The organism is Geodermatophilus sp. URMC 61, from assembly GCF_052931555.1.
Genome location: NZ_JBRFHZ010000002.1, coordinates 3,143,384 through 3,162,392, shown reverse-complemented (window position 1 = coordinate 3,162,392; position 19,009 = coordinate 3,143,384). Strand labels below are relative to the sequence as shown.

Genomic DNA, 19,009 nt, shown 5'->3' with positions numbered 1-19,009 from the left:
CCCGGTGCCCCGGCGGAGCGGACGGAGGGGGTCGCGGCCTGCGGGCCGCGACCCCCTGCGCCGTCCCGAGACGGTCGAGGAGGCGGCGGACGGCGACTGGGTGGTGCGCCGGCTCACGGGGGCCGCGAGCGGCAAGGCCTACCGCTGCCCCGGCTGCGACCAGGAGATCCGCCCGGGGACGCCGCACCTGGTGACCTGGCCGGCCTATCCGCGTGACTCCGACCTCGACCCCTGGGACACCGAGTCGGCCGCCGACCGGCGCCGGCACTGGCACGCGACCTGCTGGTCCGCGCGGGGCCACCGCCGCTGAATGGGACGGAAGGCCCCGTCCTCACGTCAGCCGGGCGGAGACGACGACGTTGTCGAGGTAGCTGCGCCGGGAGCGGTCGAAGTCGCCACCGCAGGTGACCAGCCGCAGTTCCGCCCGGGGCGTCGGTCCGTAGACCGCCTCGGTCGGGAAGTCGTCCTTCGGGTACCGGCCGACCCCCGTCACCGTGAAGCGGGCCGTGGTCCCGTCCGCGCGGTCGACCAGCACCTCGTCCCCGGCCGCGAGGTCGCGCAGGCGGGAGAAGACCGCCGGCCCGTCGAGGGAGTCGACGTGCCCGGCGACCACCGCGGGGCCGACGTCGCCCGGGACGGCGCCGTCGGCGAACCACCCGGCGCGGGTGAAGTCGTCCGGGGGCACCAGGACCCCGGAGGCGTCGGTGCCCAGCCGGAGCAGTTCGCTGTCCACCCCGATCGCCGGCACGCGCACGCGCACCGGTGCCGCCGACGCCCCGTCCGCGCCGCGCTCGGCGACCAGCGGGGCAGGGGCGGTCGCGGCGGGCGGCGCCCCGGCCGCGGCCGGAGCGGGTGCGCCAGGGGAGAGCAGCGCCACCGCACCGGCGACCACCGCGGTGCCGGCGAGCAGCGCCCGGGCCAGCGGCAGCACGGGCCGCCGCGGCCTCCGGTCGTGATCCACCGGACGTCAGCGCCGCGCGGCACCGCGCCGCGACCGGTGGGCCATGACCAGGCCGGTGAGGACGGTGAGGCCGACGGCGCCGCCCACGACGCCCGACGCGGGCGCCGCGGGCGCGGTGCCCCCGGCGCCGGTCTCCACGCCGCCGGTCGGGACGACGCCGGAGCCCGCGGCGTCCAGGACGGTGCGCACGGTGAGCCCACCCTCGGGCCGGTCCAGGACGACCAGGCTGTACACCGAGCCCGGGTCCAGGTCCAGCGGCAGTTCGGTCGGCTCACCTCCCACGGTCACCTGCAGCGGGCCGGCGTCGCCGGGCACGCTGGTGTAGGCCCCGGCCTGGGCGAAGGCGAGGTCGGTGGCGAGGTCGGTGCCGCCTGCGGAGGCGTCGAGGGTCGGCGCGCCGGCCGCGGCCGAGACGACCCGCGCCCGCGCCTGGCCCGACGGCGGGAGGGAGTGGTCGTCCTCGAGCACCTCCAGGCCCAGGTCGGCGAAGCGGCCCACTCCGGCGACGGTGCGGGCGCTGTCCCTGTCGACCTGCACCGCGGTGGAGAGCACCGGTGGGGTGCCCGGGTCGGCCCCGGCCCGGCGGACGCTGACGGTGTAGACGCCCTCGGGCACGTCCTGGTAGTCGGAGATGGTGCCGTAGCCGGCCCCGGGCACGGTGAGCAGCGCCGGGCCGTCGCCGGGAGCGGAGACGGGGTTGACGTAGACGTCGACGGCCGGGGTGTCGGGGGAGAGGTGGGCCAGGCGCAGCAAGCCGTTCTCGGCGGCGCCGGCCTCGGGAGGGGCGACGAGCACCGTCCCGGCGGCCACGACGGTCACGGTCAGCACCCGGGTCCAGCGGTCCACGGTTCCTCCAGCGGGTTCGGGAGCGGACCGGTGCGACGGTCCCGCATCCACTCGCGACCCCCGATCGGGACACGGTGCCGGGCACGGCGGGTGGGCACCCCGGCTCCTCCCCGGCGTCCGTGGCCGGGTCCGCCCGTGGGACGCCGACGTCCCACGGGCGGTGGTCCGGGGCCTCGCTACGGAGGAGGGGGAGTGGCCGAGCTCAGCCTCGGCCGGGCGTGACGGACTGCTCGCCCGTGTCGGCGGCGTCGGGCGTGACGGCCGGCTGCACCAGTGTGGGCGGGTCGACCCGCGGCGACGCGGAGGCGGCCGTGCTGCCGGTGGGGACCGGGCGCAGCTGCTGGGTCATCTGCGCATCCGCAGCGACCTGCTCGGTCGGGGTGTCGGCAGCCGGGGTGACGGCCGGCTGCGTCGGCGGCGCCGGCGGCCGGGTGGGCTGCCGGGCCGCGGCGGCCTCGCCGTTGCCCAGCGGCGGCTGGACCGGCCGCTGCGTCGGCTGGGGTGCCGTCGTGGGCCGCACCGCCGGCTGCTGGGCCGTGACCGGCCCGACCGGCTGCGGCTGCCGCTGCTCGTCGCGGGCCGGCTCGGGCTGGGCCTGCGGCGTGCGCGGGGTCGGCTGCGGACGGGGCGGCGCGGGCGGCCGGGGACCGGCTTGCGGCTCGGGCCGCCGGTCGCCGAGGTCGGGCAGCCGCTCGAGGAGCGACCGCGCCTCGAGCAACCGGCCGGTGAGCTCGTCACGCACCGCGCGGATGGCGGCCGCCGCGGCCTCGGCCTCGCTGACCAGCTTCGCGGCGTGCTGCTCGGCCGCGGCGATCCGCTGCCGGGCGGCCTCGGCGGAGGTGCGGTCGCGCTCCTCGTCCTGCCGGGCGGCCTCCTGCCGGCGTGCCCGCTGGGCGATCTCGAAGTCCTCCTCGACCTTGGCCCGCCGCGCCTGGGACTCCGCGTCGAGCCGGGCGGCCTTCTCCTGGGCCTTGGCGACCAGCTCGTCGGCGCGGATCTGTGCCTTGGTGGCGATCTGCTCGGCGGTCTGCCGGGCCTCGGCGAGCATCCGGTCGACCTCGGCCTGGCCGGCGGCGTGCCGCTCGTGCATCGCCCGTTCCTCGGCGGCGGTGTGCTCCCGCAGCGCCTGGGCCTCCTGCTCGGCCGAGCGCCGGATCTCCGTGGCCTCCTCCTCGGCCAGCTGCAGCATGTGCTGGATGCGCTCGCTGATGTTCTCGAAGGTGGGCGGGCCGGAGGACGCGGCCTTGCGCCGCAGCTGGTCGATCTCCGCGTGCAGCGCCGAGAGCTGGCCGGCCAGGTCGGCCGAGCGGCTCATCGCCGCGTCGCGGTCGGCCACCGCCACCTGGATGTCGGCCTCGAGGCGCTCGATCGTCTCGGCCACCTGGTGCCGGTCGTAGCCCCGGAGCACCACGTCGAACGAGTGCTGGGCCTCGCGCATCGGCAGCATGTCGCGGCGGGGATCGGTCATGCGGTCATCCTCGCAGAGTCGGCGGACGGGTCCGGCGTGTCGCCGGACCCGTCCCTGCAGGGTGCCAGCACCACGCGGGGCCGCGCCACGTGGTGCTGGCACCCTGCAGGGCCCCGCCGCCCCGGGGCCGGACCCTGCGGAGGCAGGGGTCCTGTCGTTCAGACGCCCCGGAACCGGTTGATCGCGGGAAGGTGCTTCTCCCGCTTCTCGGTGTCCTTGACGCCGAGGCCCTCCTCGGGGGCGAGGGTGAGCACGCCGACCTTGCCCTGGTGGCAGTTGTGGTGGACGTCGCAGGCCGCCTGTCCGACCTGGTCCATGGGGTACACCTTCGACAGCGTCGGGTGGATGAGGCCGCGGTCGATGAGCCGGTTGGCCTCCCACGCCTCCTTGTAGTTGGCGAAGTGGCTGCCGACGACCCGCTTGAGGTTCATCCACAGGTAGCGGTTGTCGTACTGGTGCAGGTAGCCGCTGGTGGAGGCGCAGGTGACGATCGTGCCGCCCTTCTTGGCGACGTAGACGCTGGCGCCGAAGGTCTCCCGGCCGGGGTGCTCGAAGACGATGTCGACGTCGTCCCCGCCGGTCAGCTCGCGGATCCGCTTGCCGAACCGCTGCCACTCCTTGGGGTCCTGGGTCTGCTCGTCCCTCCAGAACCGGTACCCCTCGGCCGAGCGGTCGATGACCAGCTCGGCGCCCATGGAGTGGACGATGGCGGCCTTCTCCGCACTGGAGACGACGCACACCGGGATCGCGCCGCCGTTGAGCGCCATCTGGGTGGCGTAGGAGCCCAGGCCCCCGGAGGCGCCCCAGATGAGCACGACGTCGCCCTGCTTCATGTCCGCACCGTTCCTGCTCACCAGCTGCCGGTAGGCGGTGGAGTTGACCAGCCCGGGGGCCGCGGCCTCCTCCCACGTGAGGTGTGCGGGCTTGGGCAGCAGCTGGTTGCTCTTGACCAGGGCCAGCTCGGCCAGGCCGCCGAAGTTGGTCTCGAAGCCCCAGATCCGCTGCTGCGGGTCCATCATCGTGTCGTCGTGGCCGGCCGGGTCCTCCAGCTCCACCGACAGGCAGTGCGCGACGACCTCGTCGCCGGGCCTCCACTTGTGCACGCCCGGGCCCACCCGCAGCACGACGCCGGCCAGGTCGGAGCCGACCACGTGGTAGGGCAGGTCGTGCCGCTTGGCCAGGTCGTGCAGACGGCCGTAGCGCTCGAGGAACCCGAAGGTCGACACCGGCTCGAAGATCGAGGTCCAGACGGTGTTGTAGTTCACCGAGGACGCCATGACGGCCACGATCGCCTCGCCCGGGCCCAGCTCCGGGGTGGCCACCTCCTCGACGTGCAGCGACTTGCGCGGGTCCTTCTCCCTGGTGGGCAGGCCCGCGAACATGTCCTGCTCGTCCTTGCGGACCAGCACGGCGCGGTAGGACTCCGGCACCGGCAGCCCGGCCATGGCGTCCAGCTGGTCGGCGAGGATGGCGTCCCTGATCTCGTTCACGCGGTCTCCCGGGTCTTCGTCGGCTCGTGAGGCGGTGCGGGGCGGTGCGGTGGCGCGAGATGTTACCGGCGGGTAATCGGCGGGCGCGCCCGCCGGTCGGGTGGTCGGACCGAGCGGTCAGTGCGCGGTCGGCGCCGGCTCGACGAGCTCGACCAGGACGCCCCCGGCGTCCTTGGGGTGCACGAAGTTGACCCGGCTGTCCGACGTCCCGCGCTTGGGGGCGTCGTAGAGCAGCCGCAGGCCGCGCTCGCGCAGCGTCGCGCTGACCACCTCGACGTCGGCCACGCGGAAGGCCAGCTGCTGCAGGCCCGGGCCGGAGCGGCCGATGAACTTGGCGATCGTCGACTCGGGGTTCAGCGGCGCGAGCAGCTGGATGCGGGTGTCGCCGTCGCCGACGGCGAGCATCGCCTCGCGGACGCCCTGCTCCTCGTTCACCTCCTCGTGCACCGAGTGCACGCCGAAGGCCTGGGCGTAGAAGGCCAGCGCCTCGTCGAGGTCCGGGACGGCGATGCCGACGTGGTCGATCGCGGTGAACAACTCGGCCGGCAGGCCGGTGCGCGGGTCGGTGGTCACGGTGGCATCCTCCCGGACAAGACGTCTGAGACGACAGGTGGGGGCACCACACAGGTGCATGGGGCCGCCGCACACGTCGGTGCGGCGGCCCCATGCGTCAGTCGCCACCGGCAGGTCGGCGACGCCGGCAGCCGAGCAGCGCCTCGTCGAACGGCTCGACCCGATGCCTCTGAGACCCTCGTCACGCTCGTGTCCGTGGGGAGGGCCGCGTCCTATCCTCGGCGGGAGACGGACGCCGTGTCCGCCTCGTGGTACGGCGGCACCGACCCGGTCGCCAGCGTCGGCGGCCCGCCCTGGGAGGCAGCTATGTCCCGTTCGGTCATCGTCAGCGGCGCCCGCACCCCGATGGGGCGGCTGCTCGGCTCGCTGAAGGACTTCTCCGCCGCCGACCTCGGCGGCGTCGCCATCAAGGCCGCGCTGGAGCGCGCCGGCATCTCCGGCGACCAGGTCGAGTACGTGATCATGGGGCAGGTGCTGCAGGCGGGCGCCGGTCAGAACCCGGCCCGCCCCGCGGCGGTCGCCGCGGGTATCCCCATGACGGTGCCGGCCATCACCGTGAACAAGGTGTGCCTCTCCGGCCTGAGCGCCATCGCGCTGGCCGACCAGCTCATCCGCGCCGGCGAGTTCGACGTCGTCGTGGCCGGCGGCCAGGAGTCGATGACCCAGGCGCCGCACCTGCTGCCCAACTCCCGCACCGGCACGAAGTACGGCGACACGAAGCTGGTCGACGCGATGGCCCACGACGGGCTGTCGGACACCTTCGACCAGGTGGCGATGGGCGCGCTGACCGAGCGGGCGAACAGCCGCTACGACCTGACCCGCGAGGAGCAGGACGCGTTCGCCGCGGAGAGCCACCAGAAGGCCGCCCGCGCGGGGAAGAACGGCATCTTCGACGAGGCGATCACCCCGGTGCTGATCCCGCAGCGCAAGGGCGACCCGATCGAGTTCCGGGACGACGAGGGCGTCCGTGCCGACACCACGGTGGAGACGCTGTCGCGGCTGAAGCCGGCCTTCGCCGAGGACGGCACGATCACCGCCGGCACCGCCTCGCAGATCTCCGACGGCGCCTGCGCGGTGGTCGTCATGAGCGCGGAGAAGGCCGCCGAGCTGGGGATCACCCCGATCGCCGAGATCGGCGCCCACGGGGTCGTCGCCGGCCCGGACGCCACGCTGCAGACCCAGCCGTCGCGCGCCGTCCAGAAGGCGTGCCACCGCGAGGGCATCGACCCCAAGGACCTCGACCTGGTCGAGTTCAACGAGGCCTTCGCCGCGGTCGCGCTCGTCTCCACGCGGGAGCTCGGGATCGACCCCGAGAAGGTGAACCCCAACGGCGGCGCGATCGCCCTCGGCCACCCGATCGGCATGAGCGGTGCGCGCATCGTGCTGGACGTGGCGCTGGAGCTGCGCCGCCGCGGCGGTGGCGTGGGTGCCGCCGCGCTCTGCGGTGGCGGCGGCCAGGGCGACGCGCTGATCCTCCACGTGCCCGCGAAGGCGTGACCTCGGAGGACACCGCCGTCCGGACGCCCGCCCCCGCCGCCCCTCCCGGGAGGCGGGGGCGGCGTGCCGTGGACGTCCCCGACCTGGTCGCCCGCGCCCGGGACGGCGAGGCCCGCGCGGTGGCGCGGCTGATCTCGCTGGTCGAGGACGCCGGCCCGGCGCTGCGCGAGGTCGCCGCGGCGCTGGCCCCGCACAGCGGGCACGCCCAGGTCGTCGGCCTCACCGGCTCGCCCGGCGTCGGCAAGTCCACGACGACGACCGCGCTGGTCCGCGCCTACCGGGAGCGCGGGCTGCGGGTCGGCGTCCTCGCCGTCGACCCGTCGTCCCCCTTCTCCGGTGGCGCGCTGCTCGGCGACCGGGTGCGCATGCAGGACCACGCCGGGGACGCCGGCGTCTACATCCGCTCCATGGCCTCCCGCGGCCACCTCGGCGGGCTGGCCTGGGCCACCCCGCAGGCGCTGCGGGTGCTCGACGCCGCCGGGTGCGACGTCGTGCTGGTCGAGACCGTCGGCGTCGGGCAGTCGGAGCTGGAGGTCGCCTCGCTGGCCGACACCACGCTGGTGCTGCTCGCGCCGGGCATGGGCGACGGCATCCAGGCCGCCAAGGCGGGGATCCTCGAGGTCGCCGACGTCCTGGTGGTCAACAAGGCCGACCGGGACGGCGCGGACCAGACCGTGCGCGACCTGCGCTACACGCTCTCCCTCGGTGGCCGGCACGAGCTCGCCGGCGCGTGGCGCCCGCCGATCCGCCGCACGGTGGCCGCCTCCGGCACCGGCATCGAGGCCCTCGTCGACACGATCGCCGAGCACCGCGCGTGGCTGGCGTCCTCGGGGGAGGGGCACCGTCGCCGGACGGTCCGTGCGGCGCGCGAGATCGAGGCGATCGCGCTAGTGGGGCTGCGCGAGCGGATGGGCGACGTCGGCGGCTCGGCAGCCCTCGGGGTGCTGGCCGAGCAGGTGGTTGCGGGGGAGACCGACCCGTTCCGCGCCGCTGACGCGCTCCTCGGGCAGCTCTGACCCGCTGAGGGCAGGATGGCGGGGTGAACGGGAGACCGGACGCCGTCGTCGTCGGGAGCGGGCCCAACGGGCTGGCCGCGGCCCTCCGGCTGGCCGCGGCCGGGCTGCAGGTGCAGGTGGTCGAGGCGGCCGGGCGCCCGGGTGGCGGGATGCGCACCGAGGAGCTCATGCGGCCGGGGTACCGGCACGACGTCTGCTCGATCGTGCAACCGATGGCCGCGGCGGCGCCGTTCTTCCGCGAGTTCGACCTGGCCGGCCGCGGGGTCCGCCTGGTGCAGCCGGAGGTCAACTACGCGCACCCCCTCGACGGCGGGCGCGCCGCGGTCGCGTACCGGTCGCTGGAGGAGACCGCGACCGGACTCGGGTCCGATGCGGCGGCCTACCGCCGGCTGTTTGAGCCGCTCGTGGCACACGGGCAGGACGTCGTCGACTTCTTCCTGACCAGCCGGCTGCGCCGGCTGCCGACCCGGAGCGTGCCGCAGATCGCCCACTTCGGCCTCAACGGGCTGCCGAACGTCAGCTGGCTGGCGCACCGGTACTTCGACACCGAGCAGGCCCGCGCCCTGCTCGGCGGGGCCGCCGCGCACGGGATGCTCGACCTGAGCCAGCCGCTGACCTCCGCCCTCGGCATGCTGCTGACGATGCTGGGCCACCACGTCGGTTGGCCGCTGGTCGAGGGCGGGTCGCAGAACCTCGCCGACGCGATGGTCACCGCGCTGGAGGAGCAGGGCGGCGAGGTGGAGACCGACCACCTGGTCACCGACCTGCGCGAGTTCGACGGCGTCCCGGCCGTGCTGCTGGACACGACGCCGGAGGCCTTCGTGGCGATGGCCGGCGACCGGGTGCACGAGGGCTACCGCCGCTGGGTGGGCCGCTACAAGCACGGGGCCGGCGTCTTCAAGGTCGACTGGATCCTGTCCGAGCCGGTGCCGTGGACCAACCCCGACGTCCGGCGGGCCGGGACGATCCACGTCGCAGGCACGCTCGAGGAGACGATCGCCGGCGAGCGCGCGCCCAACCAGGGCCGGCTCACCGACCGTCCGTACGTGCTCGCCGTCCAGCCGACCGTGCCCGACCCGACACGGGCACCCGAGGGCGGGCACGTCTTCTGGGCCTACGTGCACGTGCCCCACGGCTCGGACGTCGACATGACCGCGGCCATCGAGGACCAGGTCGAGCGCTTCGCGCCGGGCTTCAAGGACACGGTCGTCGACCGGGTCACCAAGAACGCCGTCCAGATGGAGGTCTGGAACCCGACCTACCTCGGCGGGGACATCTCCAACGGCCAGGCGACGCTGCGGCAGATGCTCGCCCGGCCGGTGCCGCGCTGGAACACCTACAAGACCCCGGTGCGGGGCGTCTACCTGGCCTCGTCGGCGACCCCGCCGGGGCCGGCCGTGCACGGTGCCTGCGGCGACAACGCGGCGCAGGTCGCGCTGCGGGAGGTGTTCGGCCTCCGGCACGTGCCGCGGCTGCGCCCCGCCCCCGCCGCCGTCTGACCGGCTCGCCCGCGGTACGCCGGGTGGTGGATCGGGCTGCTCTCCTCCTCCGAGAGACCACGCCGACTCGCCAGTCGGTGACGCTGAGGCGAGCACCCGTAACCTCTGGGGCCATGGTCCGTCCGCTGGGGTTGCCGTTCGATCCCATCACGCGCGCCGGGGAGTCCTGGGAACAGCGCTTCGGGCCGGCGGCGGCGATGCGGGCCGCCACGTCGGTCTTCCGGGTGCAGCAGATCCTGCTCGCCCGCTTCGACGAGGCCCTGCGGCCGCACGCGCTCACCTTCGCCCGCTACGAGGTGCTGGTGCTGCTCACCTTCAGCCGCACCGGCGAGCTGCCGCTGAAGGTGATCGGCAGCCGGCTCATGGTGCACCCGACCAGCGTCACCAACGCCATCGACCGGCTGGTCGCGGCCGGCTACGTCGACCGTCGCCCCAACCCCGCCGACGGGCGCGGCGTCCTGGCGGCGATCACCGACCGCGGCCGCGCCGTCGTCGAGGAGGCGACCGCTGCGCTGACCGCGCTGGACTTCGGGCTCGGCGACGTCCCCGACGACGAGCTGGACACGCTGTTCGCCATCCTCGAGCGGGTCCGGCGGGGGGCCGGCGACATGGCGGACGACCGGACCGCGGCCGGCTGACCCTCCGCCCCGGCACCCCCGACACCGTCTCCGCAGCGGTGGGATGATCGAGGTCATGCAGCCCACCCGTCCAGGACGCCCCGACCCGCGCGCGCAGGCCCAGCAGGCCCAGCTGGCCGCCTCCCTGGCCGGCGCCGTCGACCTCGCCGCCGTCAAGGCCCGCTCCGAGGCCGCGGCACGGGCCCAGGCAGCGCCGCCGCCCAGCGCTGCCGCGCCGGCCGGCGCCCCGGGGACCGCGATCGTCGACGTCACCGAGGAGACCTTCCAGACCGAGGTGCTCGACCGCTCCTTCCAGGTGCCGGTCGTGCTCGACCTGTGGGCCGAGTGGTGCGGGCCGTGCAAGCAGCTGTCCCCGGTGCTCGAACGACTGGCCGCGGAGGGGGGCGGCTCGTGGGTCCTGGCCAAGGTGGACGTGGACGCCAACCCCGCCCTCGCCCAGGGCCTGCGGGTCCAGGGCATCCCCGCGGTCAAGGCGGTCTGGCAGGGCCAGCTGGTCGCCGAGTTCACCGGCGCGATCCCGGAGGATCAGGCGCGGCAGTTCGTCACCGAGCTGGTGCGCGCCACGACCGGCGGCGCGATCCCGGGCGCGGGCGACGGCTCGCCCGCCGAGGCCGAGGACCCCCGTCTGGACGCCGCCGAGGCCGCGCTCGAGCGCGGTGACCTGACCGCGGCCGAAGCCGCCTACCAGGCGATCCTCGACGCCGAGCCCGACCACCCCGTCGCCGGTCTCGCGCTCCGCCAGGTGCAGCTGTTCCGCCGCGCCGACGAGGCCGGCCCGGACGCGCTGGCCGCCGCCGACGCCGCGCCGGACGACGTCGCCGCGCAAGCCAGGGCCGCGGACTTCCTGCTCGGCACCGGTGACGTCGAGGGCGCCTTCGACCGGCTGCTGGACGTCGTCCGCCGGACCGCCGGGGACGACCGCGACCAGGCGCGCCGCCACCTGGTGGAGCTCTTCGGCGTCGTCGGTGACCAGGACCCGCGGGTCGCCGCGGCCCGCCGCCAGCTCACCCTCGCGCTGTACTGAAAGGACCCCCTGGCCCCCACCGCTCGCACGCTCGCGGCGGGACCCTGCAGGGGCCCGTCCTGCCCGCCACCGCTCGCACGCTCGCGGCGGGACCCGTGGGGTCCTTGCTCACGCGCCGACGTCGCAGGCCGCGGCGCCCTCGAAGAAGCCGCTGCGGAACAGGTCGACCAGCTGGAAGCCGGTCAGCGACACCTCGGGCACGACCGCCGGGTCGGTGCCGTAGATCAGCAGGAACTGCACCGCCTCGTCGATGTCGCCGGGGGAGATGTCGGCGGCCTGGAGCTCCTGGTTGAAGAAGGCCGCCGAGAACCAGCCGGTGAGGCAGACCGAGGACCGGATGGCGTCCCCGTCGTCGGTGGACAGCCCCAGCTGCTCGCGCGCGGCGAGGGCGTAGGGCAGCGACGCGGCGGTGATGACGGCGTAGTCCGCGCCGCCGAGCTCCTCGTAGGCCGGGCCGACGAGGTCCTGGACGTCGTAGCCGACGAGGTCCTCGTCGGCGCAGAACACCAGGTCCAGGTCGTCGGCAGCGCAGTTCGGCGGGCTGCCCTCGAAGGGGTCGAGCTGGGGCGCGGTGAACGCCTCCCGGAAGACCTGGTCGAACGCGAGTCCCCAGAACTCCGGCAGGGCGTCGGCCGCGATCTGCTGCGCTTGGCCGAACGGCGCGTTCCCGCCGCTGGCCGCCTCGCTCGCGGACGAGAAGGCGCCCTGCGTGTAGGGGCGCTGGGAGGAGAAGTTGTCGCGGCAGGCGGTCGGGCCGGCCTCGAAGCCCTCCTGGAACGCCGAGATGCGGTCGAAGTAGGAGCCGTGCGCCGCCTCGGTGTTGATGCTGGTGCCCACGGGGTCGCGCAGCAGCAGGTAGCCGCGCAGCACCTCGTCGAGCTCCGGCGCGCGGATCTGGGTGTGCTCGCTCTGCCCGTCGGCGACCCACGCCGTCCAGGCGCCGGCGAAGCAGTCGGCCTGGGTCTCCACCGAGATGGAGTAGTCGGGGTAGCCGACCCGGCCCTGCACCGCGTGGCCGAACTCGTGGGCCATCACCAGCGCGGGGATGAACCGGCCGTACTGCTCGGCGAGCTCCTGCAGGAAGGCGCGGTCGTAGCTGATCGAGTCGGAGTTCGGCGCGTCCGGAGCCTGGCAGTAGAAGGCGTTGCCCTCGACGTCACGCGGGTCGGAGCCGCAGCCGATGCCCTGCGGGAACGCGCCCAGGTCGACGTCGTTGGGGTTGACGCTGAAGTAGCCGCCCCGGAGCGGCACGAAGTCCTGCCCGAAGACCTCGGGGAACTGCTGGCCCCAGTAGGCCTCGAGGTCGGCCAGGGCATTGCGCGCCAGGGTGTCGATGGGACCGCCGGTGGCGCCGACGACCTGCAGTTCGCCGGAGGGGATGTCGGAGGCCGGGGGCCGGGCCGCACTGGGCAGACCGACGACGGCGACCGAACAGCCGGACACCAGCAACAGCGTGGCCGCGGCGCACAGGGCCACGGCCACGCGGCGCAGGCAGGAGGCAGGCATGTCTCTCGGATCGTCCCATCGCGACGGTGCCGTCGCCCCCGGAGAGGGTGACGGCGGCCTCGTGCAGGACCCGGTGAGTCGCTGGGACGGCCACCTTCCAGGGGCCCGCTGGCCCCGGCCCCGGCCCCGTCCCGAGGCTCGCGCCGAGCGTGCGAGGCGTGAGGAGGACGGGGCCCTTGGGCTGAGCCTGCGGAGGGTGGGGAGGACGGGGTCCCTCCACGAGGCGTGGGCGGAAGGTCGTCTGCGCCTCAGCCCTCGTGCACGAACCAGACGGTGCCCAGCGGCGGGGCGACGAGGGTCGCCGAGTACGGCTGGCCGTGCCACGGCTCCTCGACGGCCTCGACGCCGCCCATGTTGCCGACCCCCGAGCCGCCGTAGCCCTCGGCGTCGGTGTTGAGCACCTCACGCCACGTGCCCGGCCGCGGCAGGCCGATGCGGTAGCCGTGGTGCGGGGTGCCGGCGAAGTTCGCCACGCAGGCGAGCACCGGGACCTCCGTGCCGTCGCCGTCCGCGCCGTCCCCGGCGGCCGCCGGGCGCCCGTAGCGGAGGAACGAGAGCACGTTGCCCGAGGCGTCGTTCGCGTCGATCCACTGGAACCCGGCCGGGTCGACGTCCAGGGACCACAGCGCGGTGGTCTCCTTGTAGCGGGCGTTGAGGTCGGTCACCAGCTGCAGGACGCCGCGGTGCGCAGGGTCGTCGAGGTGCCACCAGTCCAGGGACCGGCTCTCGGCCCACTCGGCGTCCTGGGCGAACTCCGAGCCCATGAACAGCAGCTGCTTGCCGGGGTGGGCCCACATGTACGCGAGGAAGGCGCGCACGTTGGCCAGCTGCTGCCACCGGTCACCGGGCATCTTCCGCAGCAGCGAGCCCTTGCCGTAGACGACCTCGTCGTGGCTGATCGGCAGCACGTAGTTCTCGGTGTAGGCGTAGATCATCGAGAACGTCAGCTGGCCGTGGTGGTAGCTGCGGTGCACCGGCTCCTTGGAGATGTACGCCAGGGAGTCGTGCATCCAGCCCATGTTCCACTTGAAGCCGAAGCCCAGGCCGCCGAGGTGGGTGGGCCGGGTGACGCCGGGCCAGGCCGTCGACTCCTCGGCGATGGTGACCACGCCGGGGACCTCGCGGTACACGGTGGCGTTCATCTCCTGCAGGAACGCCATCGCCTCGAGGTTCTCCCGCCCGCCGTGCACGTTGGGCACCCACTCGTCGCGCGAGTAGTCCAGGTAGAGCATCGAGGCGACCGCGTCGACCCGGATGCCGTCGACGTGGAACTCCTTGCACCAGTACAGCGCGTTGGCGACGAGGAAGTTGCGGACCTCGGAGCGACCGAAGTCGAAGACGTAGGTGCCCCAGTCCAGCTGCTCTCCGCGGCGCGGGTCGCCGTGCTCGTACAGCGGGGTGCCGTCGAAGCGGGCCAGCGCCCACTCGTCCTTGGGGAAGTGCGCCGGTACCCAGTCGACGATGACGCCGATGCCGGCCTGGTGCGCCCGGTCGACGAGGTAACGCAGGTCGTCGGGGCTGCCGAAGCGGGAGGTCGGCGCGTAGTAGGAGGTGACCTGGTAGCCCCACGAGCCGCCGAACGGGTGCTCGGCCAGCGGCATGAACTCGATGTGGGTGAAGCCGTGCTCGACGACGTAGTCCACCAGCTCGTCGGCCAGCTCGCGGTAGGACAGGCCCTGCCGCCACGAGCCCGCGTGCACCTCGTAGATGCTCATCGGCCGCTCGTGCCAGCCGCCGCGGGCCCGCTCGGCCAGCCACCCGTCGTCGTTCCACTCGTGCGTGGACTCGGTGACGATCGAGGCGTTGAGCGGCGGCACCTCGGTCTCGAAGGCCAGCGGGTCGGACTTGTGCCGCCAGACGCCGTCGCGGCCCAGCACGTGGTAGCGGTACCGCGTGCCCACCGGGACGCCGGGGATGAAGACCTCCCACACCCCGGAGGAGCCCAGAGAGCGCATCGGGTAGGCGCGCGCCTCCCAGTAGTCGAAGTCGCCGGTGACCCGCACGCCCTGGGCGCTGGGCGCCCAGACCGCGAAGGAGACGCCCTCGACCTGACCGCGCGGGGTGTCGTAGCGCCGCACGTGCGAGCCCAGCACCTCCCACAGCCGCTCGTGCCGGCCCTCGCGGATGAGGTGCTGGTCCAGCTCGCCGAGGGTCGGCAGCCAGCGGTACGGGTCGTCGACGACGAAGGTGTTGGTGCCGCCCTCCCCGTCCCCGTAGCTCACCTCGACCCGGTAGTCGCCGGGCTGCTTCGGCAGGTGGGCCTCGAAGACGCCGCCCGGGTGCAGCGAGCGGGCGTCGTGGCGGGAGCCGTCCTCGTCGACGACGGTCACCGAGGACGCGTCGGGCCGCAGGGTGCGCACCACCCAGCCCTCGCGGGCGGGGTGCGCGCCGAGCACGCTGTGCGGTGCGTAGGACCAGCCCTCGACGACGGCGCGCAGCTGCTCCTCGCCGACCTCGGCGGGCGCCTCCTGGTGGGCCAGGCCGGCCTCGGCGGGTTCCTGCCCCTCGGGGACGGTCGCCGCGGCCACCTCCGACCCGGTACCGGCCGCAGCGTCCCCGGCGGGCGTCGTCTCGGCGGGGGCGGTCCCGGTGGCCCTGGTCGCGGTGGGCGTGGTCGCGGTGGGCGTGGTCGCGGTGGGCGGGGCCTCGGCGGCGGACGTGCCGCCGTCCTCGTCCGGCGCCTGCGGGGTGCTCGGCTCCGCGGGGTCGGGGCTCGGCGCCTCGGGCTGGCCGGCCGGGGCGCCGCTCGGGCTGCCCGGCTCGGCGATCGGCGCCGGGGCCACCACGGGCGCGGCGGTGCCGCCCTGCTCGGCGACGACGTCGCCCTGGGCGGCCCGCTTGCGCGGCGCGCGCTTGGTCGCCTTCTTGGCCGGGGCCTCGCCGTCGGCCGCCGCGGCCGCCGTCTTCTTCGCCGCCGTCTTCTTCGCGGTGGTCTTCTTCGCCGCCGTGCCCGTGGCTGCGGTGGCCTTCTTCGCGGGTGCGGCCTTCTCGGCCGCGGGGGCCTTCTTCGCCGCGGCCCGCTTGCGCGCCGGGGCGGCGTTGACGACCGGTTCCTCCTCGGCCGCCTCTGCCGCGGCGGTCTTCTCCTCGACGATGGCCTGCAGTTCCTCCCGCGTCGCGGGCGGTCGGCCGCCGGTCAGGGGGGATTCGGTGGTGCGCTCGCTCTCGTCCGGGGATGTCATCGCTCGCCGTCCTCTTCGGTGCCGATGTGTCGGTGGTCGTGCCGCGCGCGTCAGCCCGCGGCGGTGAGCCGGGACAGCGACTGCAGCGGGATCATCAGCCAGTGCGGGCGGTTGCGCGCCTCGTAGACGCACTCGTAGACGGCCTTGTCCGCCTCGAACGCCCGCAGCAACGGGCTGTTGCCGCACGCGTCCAGCCCGCTCGCGGCCGCATAGCCCGCGCAGAAGGCGCTCCGGTTGCGCTCTGCCCACTCCTGGGCGCGGTAAGCGCGTTGTTGATCACCCGGCTGCTCCACGAGCATGTGCCGGGCGGCGTAGTCGAAGCTGCGCAGCATGCCGGCGACGTCGCGCATCGGGCTGTCCAGCTCGCGCCGCGAGGCCAGCGGGCGGGCCGGCTCGCCCTCGAAGTCGAGCACGATCCACCCGGTCGCGGTGCGCAGCACCTGGCCCAGGTGCAGGTCACCGTGGACCCGCTGGCGGACGACGGGTTCGGGGCTCTCGGCCACCGCCGCGTAGACCGCCCGCAGCCCGTCGGCGTGCTCGGCCAGCTGGGGCACGACCTCGATGGCGGCGTCGAGCCGCTCGTTCATCTGGCGTGCGACCGTGGCGAACCAGGCCGGATCGGCGTCCTCGGTGGGCAGCACCTTCGCCATGTCGGCGTGCACCGACGCGGTCGCCGCGCCCAGCCGCTCACTGTCGGCGGCGAAGTCCCCGCCGACCTCGTCGGCGTGCAGGTCGCCCTCGGCGTAGAGGTCGCGCACGCTCGCGGTGGCCAGCCGCCACCCGTCACTGGCGTTGGGCACGAAGGTCTGCAGCATGAAGACCGTGGCCGGCGGGGTGTCGGCGGCCCGGTCGTGGTCGATCTCGGCATGGCCGAGCAGCGGCGCGATGTGCGGGTTGTCGGTCCGGCGCAGGGCGCTGTGGATCTCGACGTCCGGGTTCAGGCCGGGCTCGAGCCGGCGGAACAGCTTGAGGATGGCCTCCTGTCCGTAGACCAGCGAGGTGTTGCTCTGCTCGGTGGAGACGATGTCGCCGGGGAGCCCGACCGGGATCTCGGCGCCCTCACCGGGGACGAACCGCATCGGGCCGATGGTCCCCCCCTCGGCCAGGTGGACGAGCCAGGTGGCGGTCGCCTCGCGGTCGCGCATCGCGTCGTAGGCGTAGTTCTCGCCGTTCTCGTGCGGGACCGTGCCGATGAGGGCCGCGGTCAGCTCCTCCACGGGGTGGTCCCGCCAGGACAGCGGCACCAGGTAGGTCTCGCTGACCCCGTCGGTGTAGGTGACCGTCACCCGGTGGATCGACAGCACGGGGTGGGACCGGTCGAGGAAGAAGCTCTCCTCCGCGACGTCGGCCCACTCCCGACCCTTGCCGCCGAACCAGCGCTGGGACGGCATCCACTCCTGGAGCAGTCCGGTCAGGACGTTCATCGGGGTCCTCCCGTGTCGGCCGTGCCGCCCGGAGGCGGTTCCTCTCCGCTGCCGACGAGGCCCGCGGCCAGCAGGGAGTCGGCGACCGAGGTGTCGTCGGTCCCGGCGGGTTCCTCCACCGGCTCGGCGGGCTTGGCCAGCTCGAACCAGTAGAAGCCGTGGCCGGACAGGGTGAGCATGTAGGGCAGGACGCCGATCTGCGGGAACGCCACCCGGCCGGTCAGCTCGATGGGCGTGTAGCCCTCGAAACGGCGCAGGTCCAGCTCCACCGGCTGCGGGAAGCGGGAGAGGTTGTTGACGCAGAGCACGACGTCGTCGCCGAACTCGCGGACGAAGGAGAGCACCGTCGGGTTGCGTGAGCCGATCTCGGCGTAGCTGCCGCGACCGAACGTCGGGTGCTCCTTGCGGACCTGGATCATCTGCCGGATCCAGTGCAGCATCGAGTTGGTGTTGCGCAGCTGCGACTCGACGTTGGTGACCTGGTAGCCGTAGACCGGGTCGGCGTTGAGCGGCAGGTTCATCCGCTGCGGGTCGGCGGTGGAGAAGCCGCCGTTGCGGTCCGGTGTCCACTGCATCGGGGTGCGGACGCCGTCGCGGTCACCGAGCCAGATGTTGTCGCCCATGCCGATCTCGTCGCCGTAGTAGAGGACCGGCGAGCCGGGCAGCGACAGCAGCAGCGCGTTGAACAGCTCGAGGGTGTCCATGTCGTTGTCCAGCAGCGGCGCCAGCCGGCGGCGGATGCCGATGTTGGCCTTCATGCGAGGGTCCTTGGCGTACTCGGCCCACATGTAGTCGCGTTCCTCGTCGGTGACCATCTCGAGGGTCAGCTCGTCGTGGTTGCGCAGGAAGATGCCCCACTGGCAGATGTCCGGGATGTCCGGGGTCTGGGCCATGATCTCCGAGATCGGGAACCGCTGCTCCCGCCGGACGGCCATGAACAGGCGCGGCATCACCGGGAAGTGGAAGGCCATGTGGCACTCCTCGCCGGCCTCGCCGAAGTACTCGACGACGTCGGCCGGCCACTGGTTGGCCTCGCACAGCAGCACGCGGTCGGGGTAGTCCGCGTCGACGACCTTGCGGACCTGCTTCAGGAACTCGTGGGTCCGCGGCAGGTTCTCGCAGTTGGTGCCCTCCTCCTCGTAGAGGTAGGGGACGGCGTCGAGCCGGAAGCCGTCGATGCCCAGGTCCAGCCAGAAGCGCAGGGCGTCGATGATCGCCTCCTGCACCCGCGGGTTCTCGAAGTTGAGGTCGGGCTGGTGGGCGAAGAACCGGTGCCAGAAGTACTGCTTGCGCACCGGGTCGAAGGTCCAGTTCGAGCTCTCGGTGTCGACGAAGATGATCCGCGCGTCGGCGTAGCGGGTGTCGTCGTCGCTCCACACGTAGAAGTCGCCGTAGGGGCCCTCGGGGTCGCTGCGGCTGGCCTGGAACCAGGGGTGCTGGTCCGAGGTGTGGTTCATGACGAAGTCGATGATCACGCGGATGCCGCGGGCGTGGGCCTCGGCGAGGAGGACCTTGAAGTCCTCGATGTCGCCGAACTCCGGCAGCACCGCGGTGTAGTCGCTGATGTCGTAGCCGCCGTCGCGCAATGGCGAGGCGAAGAACGGCGGCAGCCAGATGCAGTCGATGCCGAGCCACTGCAGGTAGTCCAGCTTGTCGATCATGCCGCGGAGGTCGCCGACGCCGTCGGCGTTGCTGTCGGCGAAGCCGCGGACCAGCACCTCGTAGAAGACGGCGCGCTTGTACCACTCGGGGTCGGTGCCAGGGGCCGGCAGCGCCGACGGCGTCCCCTCGGAGCGGTCGGCGGTGGAGTCGGGGACGGGAACGGTCATCGGGAGCGGGTGCCCCTCTCGGGTCGTGCAGTGGCTGGGAGCAGGAGGACCTCGTC

Annotated in this window: 15 protein-coding genes; 6 read left to right on the top strand and 9 right to left on the bottom strand. The window is 74.0% G+C overall.

The features are described 5' to 3' along the window. The first annotated feature begins 4 nt into the window (after positions 1–4). Positions 5–310, top strand: a complete 306-nt coding sequence (locus ACU610_RS14645) for a hypothetical protein (protein ID WP_446768439.1) — start codon at positions 5–7, stop codon at positions 308–310. A gap of 21 nt (positions 311–331) precedes the next feature. Here the strand turns inward: ACU610_RS14645 and ACU610_RS14640 are convergent, their stop codons facing one another. The 5 genes from ACU610_RS14640 to mce form a co-directional block, all read right to left on the bottom strand. After that, a complete protein-coding gene (locus tag ACU610_RS14640) occupies positions 332–961 on the bottom strand; it encodes a class F sortase (protein WP_446768438.1) in 630 nt (209 codons plus the stop codon). Positions 962–967: 6 nt separating this feature from the next. After that, the gene (locus tag ACU610_RS14635; protein ID WP_446768437.1) at positions 968–1,807 is read right to left on the bottom strand and encodes a DUF4397 domain-containing protein; all 840 of its coding nucleotides are present in this window, start codon (positions 1,805–1,807) and stop codon (positions 968–970) included. Between the two features lie 202 nt (positions 1,808–2,009). Further along, the gene (locus ACU610_RS14630) at positions 2,010–3,275 is read right to left on the bottom strand and encodes a hypothetical protein (protein ID WP_446768436.1); all 1,266 of its coding nucleotides are present in this window, start codon (positions 3,273–3,275) and stop codon (positions 2,010–2,012) included. Between the two features lie 158 nt (positions 3,276–3,433). Continuing rightward, positions 3,434–4,765, bottom strand: coding sequence for a crotonyl-CoA carboxylase/reductase (gene ccrA, locus ACU610_RS14625; protein WP_446768435.1), 1,332 nt, complete (start codon positions 4,763–4,765; stop codon positions 3,434–3,436). Positions 4,766–4,882: 117 nt separating this feature from the next. Beyond that, on the bottom strand, positions 4,883–5,338 hold the full coding sequence (gene mce / locus ACU610_RS14620; protein WP_446768434.1) for a methylmalonyl-CoA epimerase: 456 nt from the start codon (positions 5,336–5,338) through the stop codon (positions 4,883–4,885). A gap of 237 nt (positions 5,339–5,575) precedes the next feature. Between mce and ACU610_RS14615 the strand changes: the two genes are divergently transcribed. From ACU610_RS14615 to ACU610_RS14595, 5 genes are all read left to right on the top strand, one after another. Then, positions 5,576–6,835, top strand: a complete 1,260-nt coding sequence (locus ACU610_RS14615; RefSeq protein WP_446768433.1) for an acetyl-CoA C-acetyltransferase — start codon at positions 5,576–5,578, stop codon at positions 6,833–6,835. Between the two features lie 68 nt (positions 6,836–6,903). Beyond that, a complete protein-coding gene (gene meaB / locus ACU610_RS14610; RefSeq protein ID WP_446768432.1) occupies positions 6,904–7,851 on the top strand; it encodes a methylmalonyl Co-A mutase-associated GTPase MeaB in 948 nt (315 codons plus the stop codon). Between the two features lie 23 nt (positions 7,852–7,874). Beyond that, positions 7,875–9,350 carry a phytoene desaturase family protein gene (locus tag ACU610_RS14605; RefSeq protein ID WP_446768431.1) on the top strand — a complete coding sequence of 492 codons (1,476 nt, stop codon included), beginning with the start codon at positions 7,875–7,877 and terminating at the stop codon, positions 9,348–9,350. A 113-nt stretch (positions 9,351–9,463) separates the two neighbouring features. Continuing rightward, the gene (locus ACU610_RS14600; RefSeq protein ID WP_446768430.1) at positions 9,464–9,988 is read left to right on the top strand and encodes a MarR family winged helix-turn-helix transcriptional regulator; all 525 of its coding nucleotides are present in this window, start codon (positions 9,464–9,466) and stop codon (positions 9,986–9,988) included. 55 nt (positions 9,989–10,043) lie between these two features. Further along, positions 10,044–11,012, top strand: coding sequence for a tetratricopeptide repeat protein (locus tag ACU610_RS14595; RefSeq protein ID WP_446768429.1), 969 nt, complete (start codon positions 10,044–10,046; stop codon positions 11,010–11,012). Between the two features lie 108 nt (positions 11,013–11,120). On the opposite strand, the gene ACU610_RS14590 is transcribed toward ACU610_RS14595, so the two are convergent. The 4 genes from ACU610_RS14590 to treS all read right to left on the bottom strand — a co-directional run bounded on the left by ACU610_RS14590 (position 11,121) and on the right by treS (position 18,953). Next, the gene (locus tag ACU610_RS14590) at positions 11,121–12,518 is read right to left on the bottom strand and encodes a neutral zinc metallopeptidase (RefSeq protein WP_446768428.1); all 1,398 of its coding nucleotides are present in this window, start codon (positions 12,516–12,518) and stop codon (positions 11,121–11,123) included. 248 nt (positions 12,519–12,766) lie between these two features. Then, entirely contained in the window at positions 12,767–15,700 is a 2,934-nt protein-coding gene (gene glgB, locus ACU610_RS14585; RefSeq protein WP_446768427.1) for a 1,4-alpha-glucan branching protein GlgB, read from the bottom strand. A 50-nt stretch (positions 15,701–15,750) separates the two neighbouring features. After that, entirely contained in the window at positions 15,751–17,124 is a 1,374-nt protein-coding gene (locus ACU610_RS14580; protein WP_446768426.1) for a maltokinase N-terminal cap-like domain-containing protein, read from the bottom strand. Further along, positions 17,121–18,953, bottom strand: coding sequence for a maltose alpha-D-glucosyltransferase (gene treS / locus ACU610_RS14575; RefSeq protein WP_446768425.1), 1,833 nt, complete (start codon positions 18,951–18,953; stop codon positions 17,121–17,123). The genes ACU610_RS14580 and treS overlap by 4 nt, the downstream gene beginning before the upstream one ends. Positions 18,954–19,009: the final 56 nt, after the last annotated feature.

Coding starts and splice junctions, on each gene's coding strand:
- ACU610_RS14590 (WP_446768428.1), bottom strand. CDS start 12,518: ATGCCTGCCTCCTGCCTGCGCCGCGTGGCCGTGGCCCTGTGCGCCGCG.
- ACU610_RS14630 (WP_446768436.1), bottom strand. CDS start 3,275: ATGACCGATCCCCGCCGCGACATGCTGCCGATGCGCGAGGCCCAGCAC.
- ACU610_RS14595 (WP_446768429.1), top strand. CDS start 10,044: ATGCAGCCCACCCGTCCAGGACGCCCCGACCCGCGCGCGCAGGCCCAG.
- ACU610_RS14580 (WP_446768426.1), bottom strand. CDS start 17,124: ATGAACGTCCTGACCGGACTGCTCCAGGAGTGGATGCCGTCCCAGCGC.
- ACU610_RS14600 (WP_446768430.1), top strand. CDS start 9,464: ATGGTCCGTCCGCTGGGGTTGCCGTTCGATCCCATCACGCGCGCCGGG.
- glgB (WP_446768427.1), bottom strand. CDS start 15,700: ATGACATCCCCGGACGAGAGCGAGCGCACCACCGAATCCCCCCTGACC.
- treS (WP_446768425.1), bottom strand. CDS start 18,953: ATGACCGTTCCCGTCCCCGACTCCACCGCCGACCGCTCCGAGGGGACG.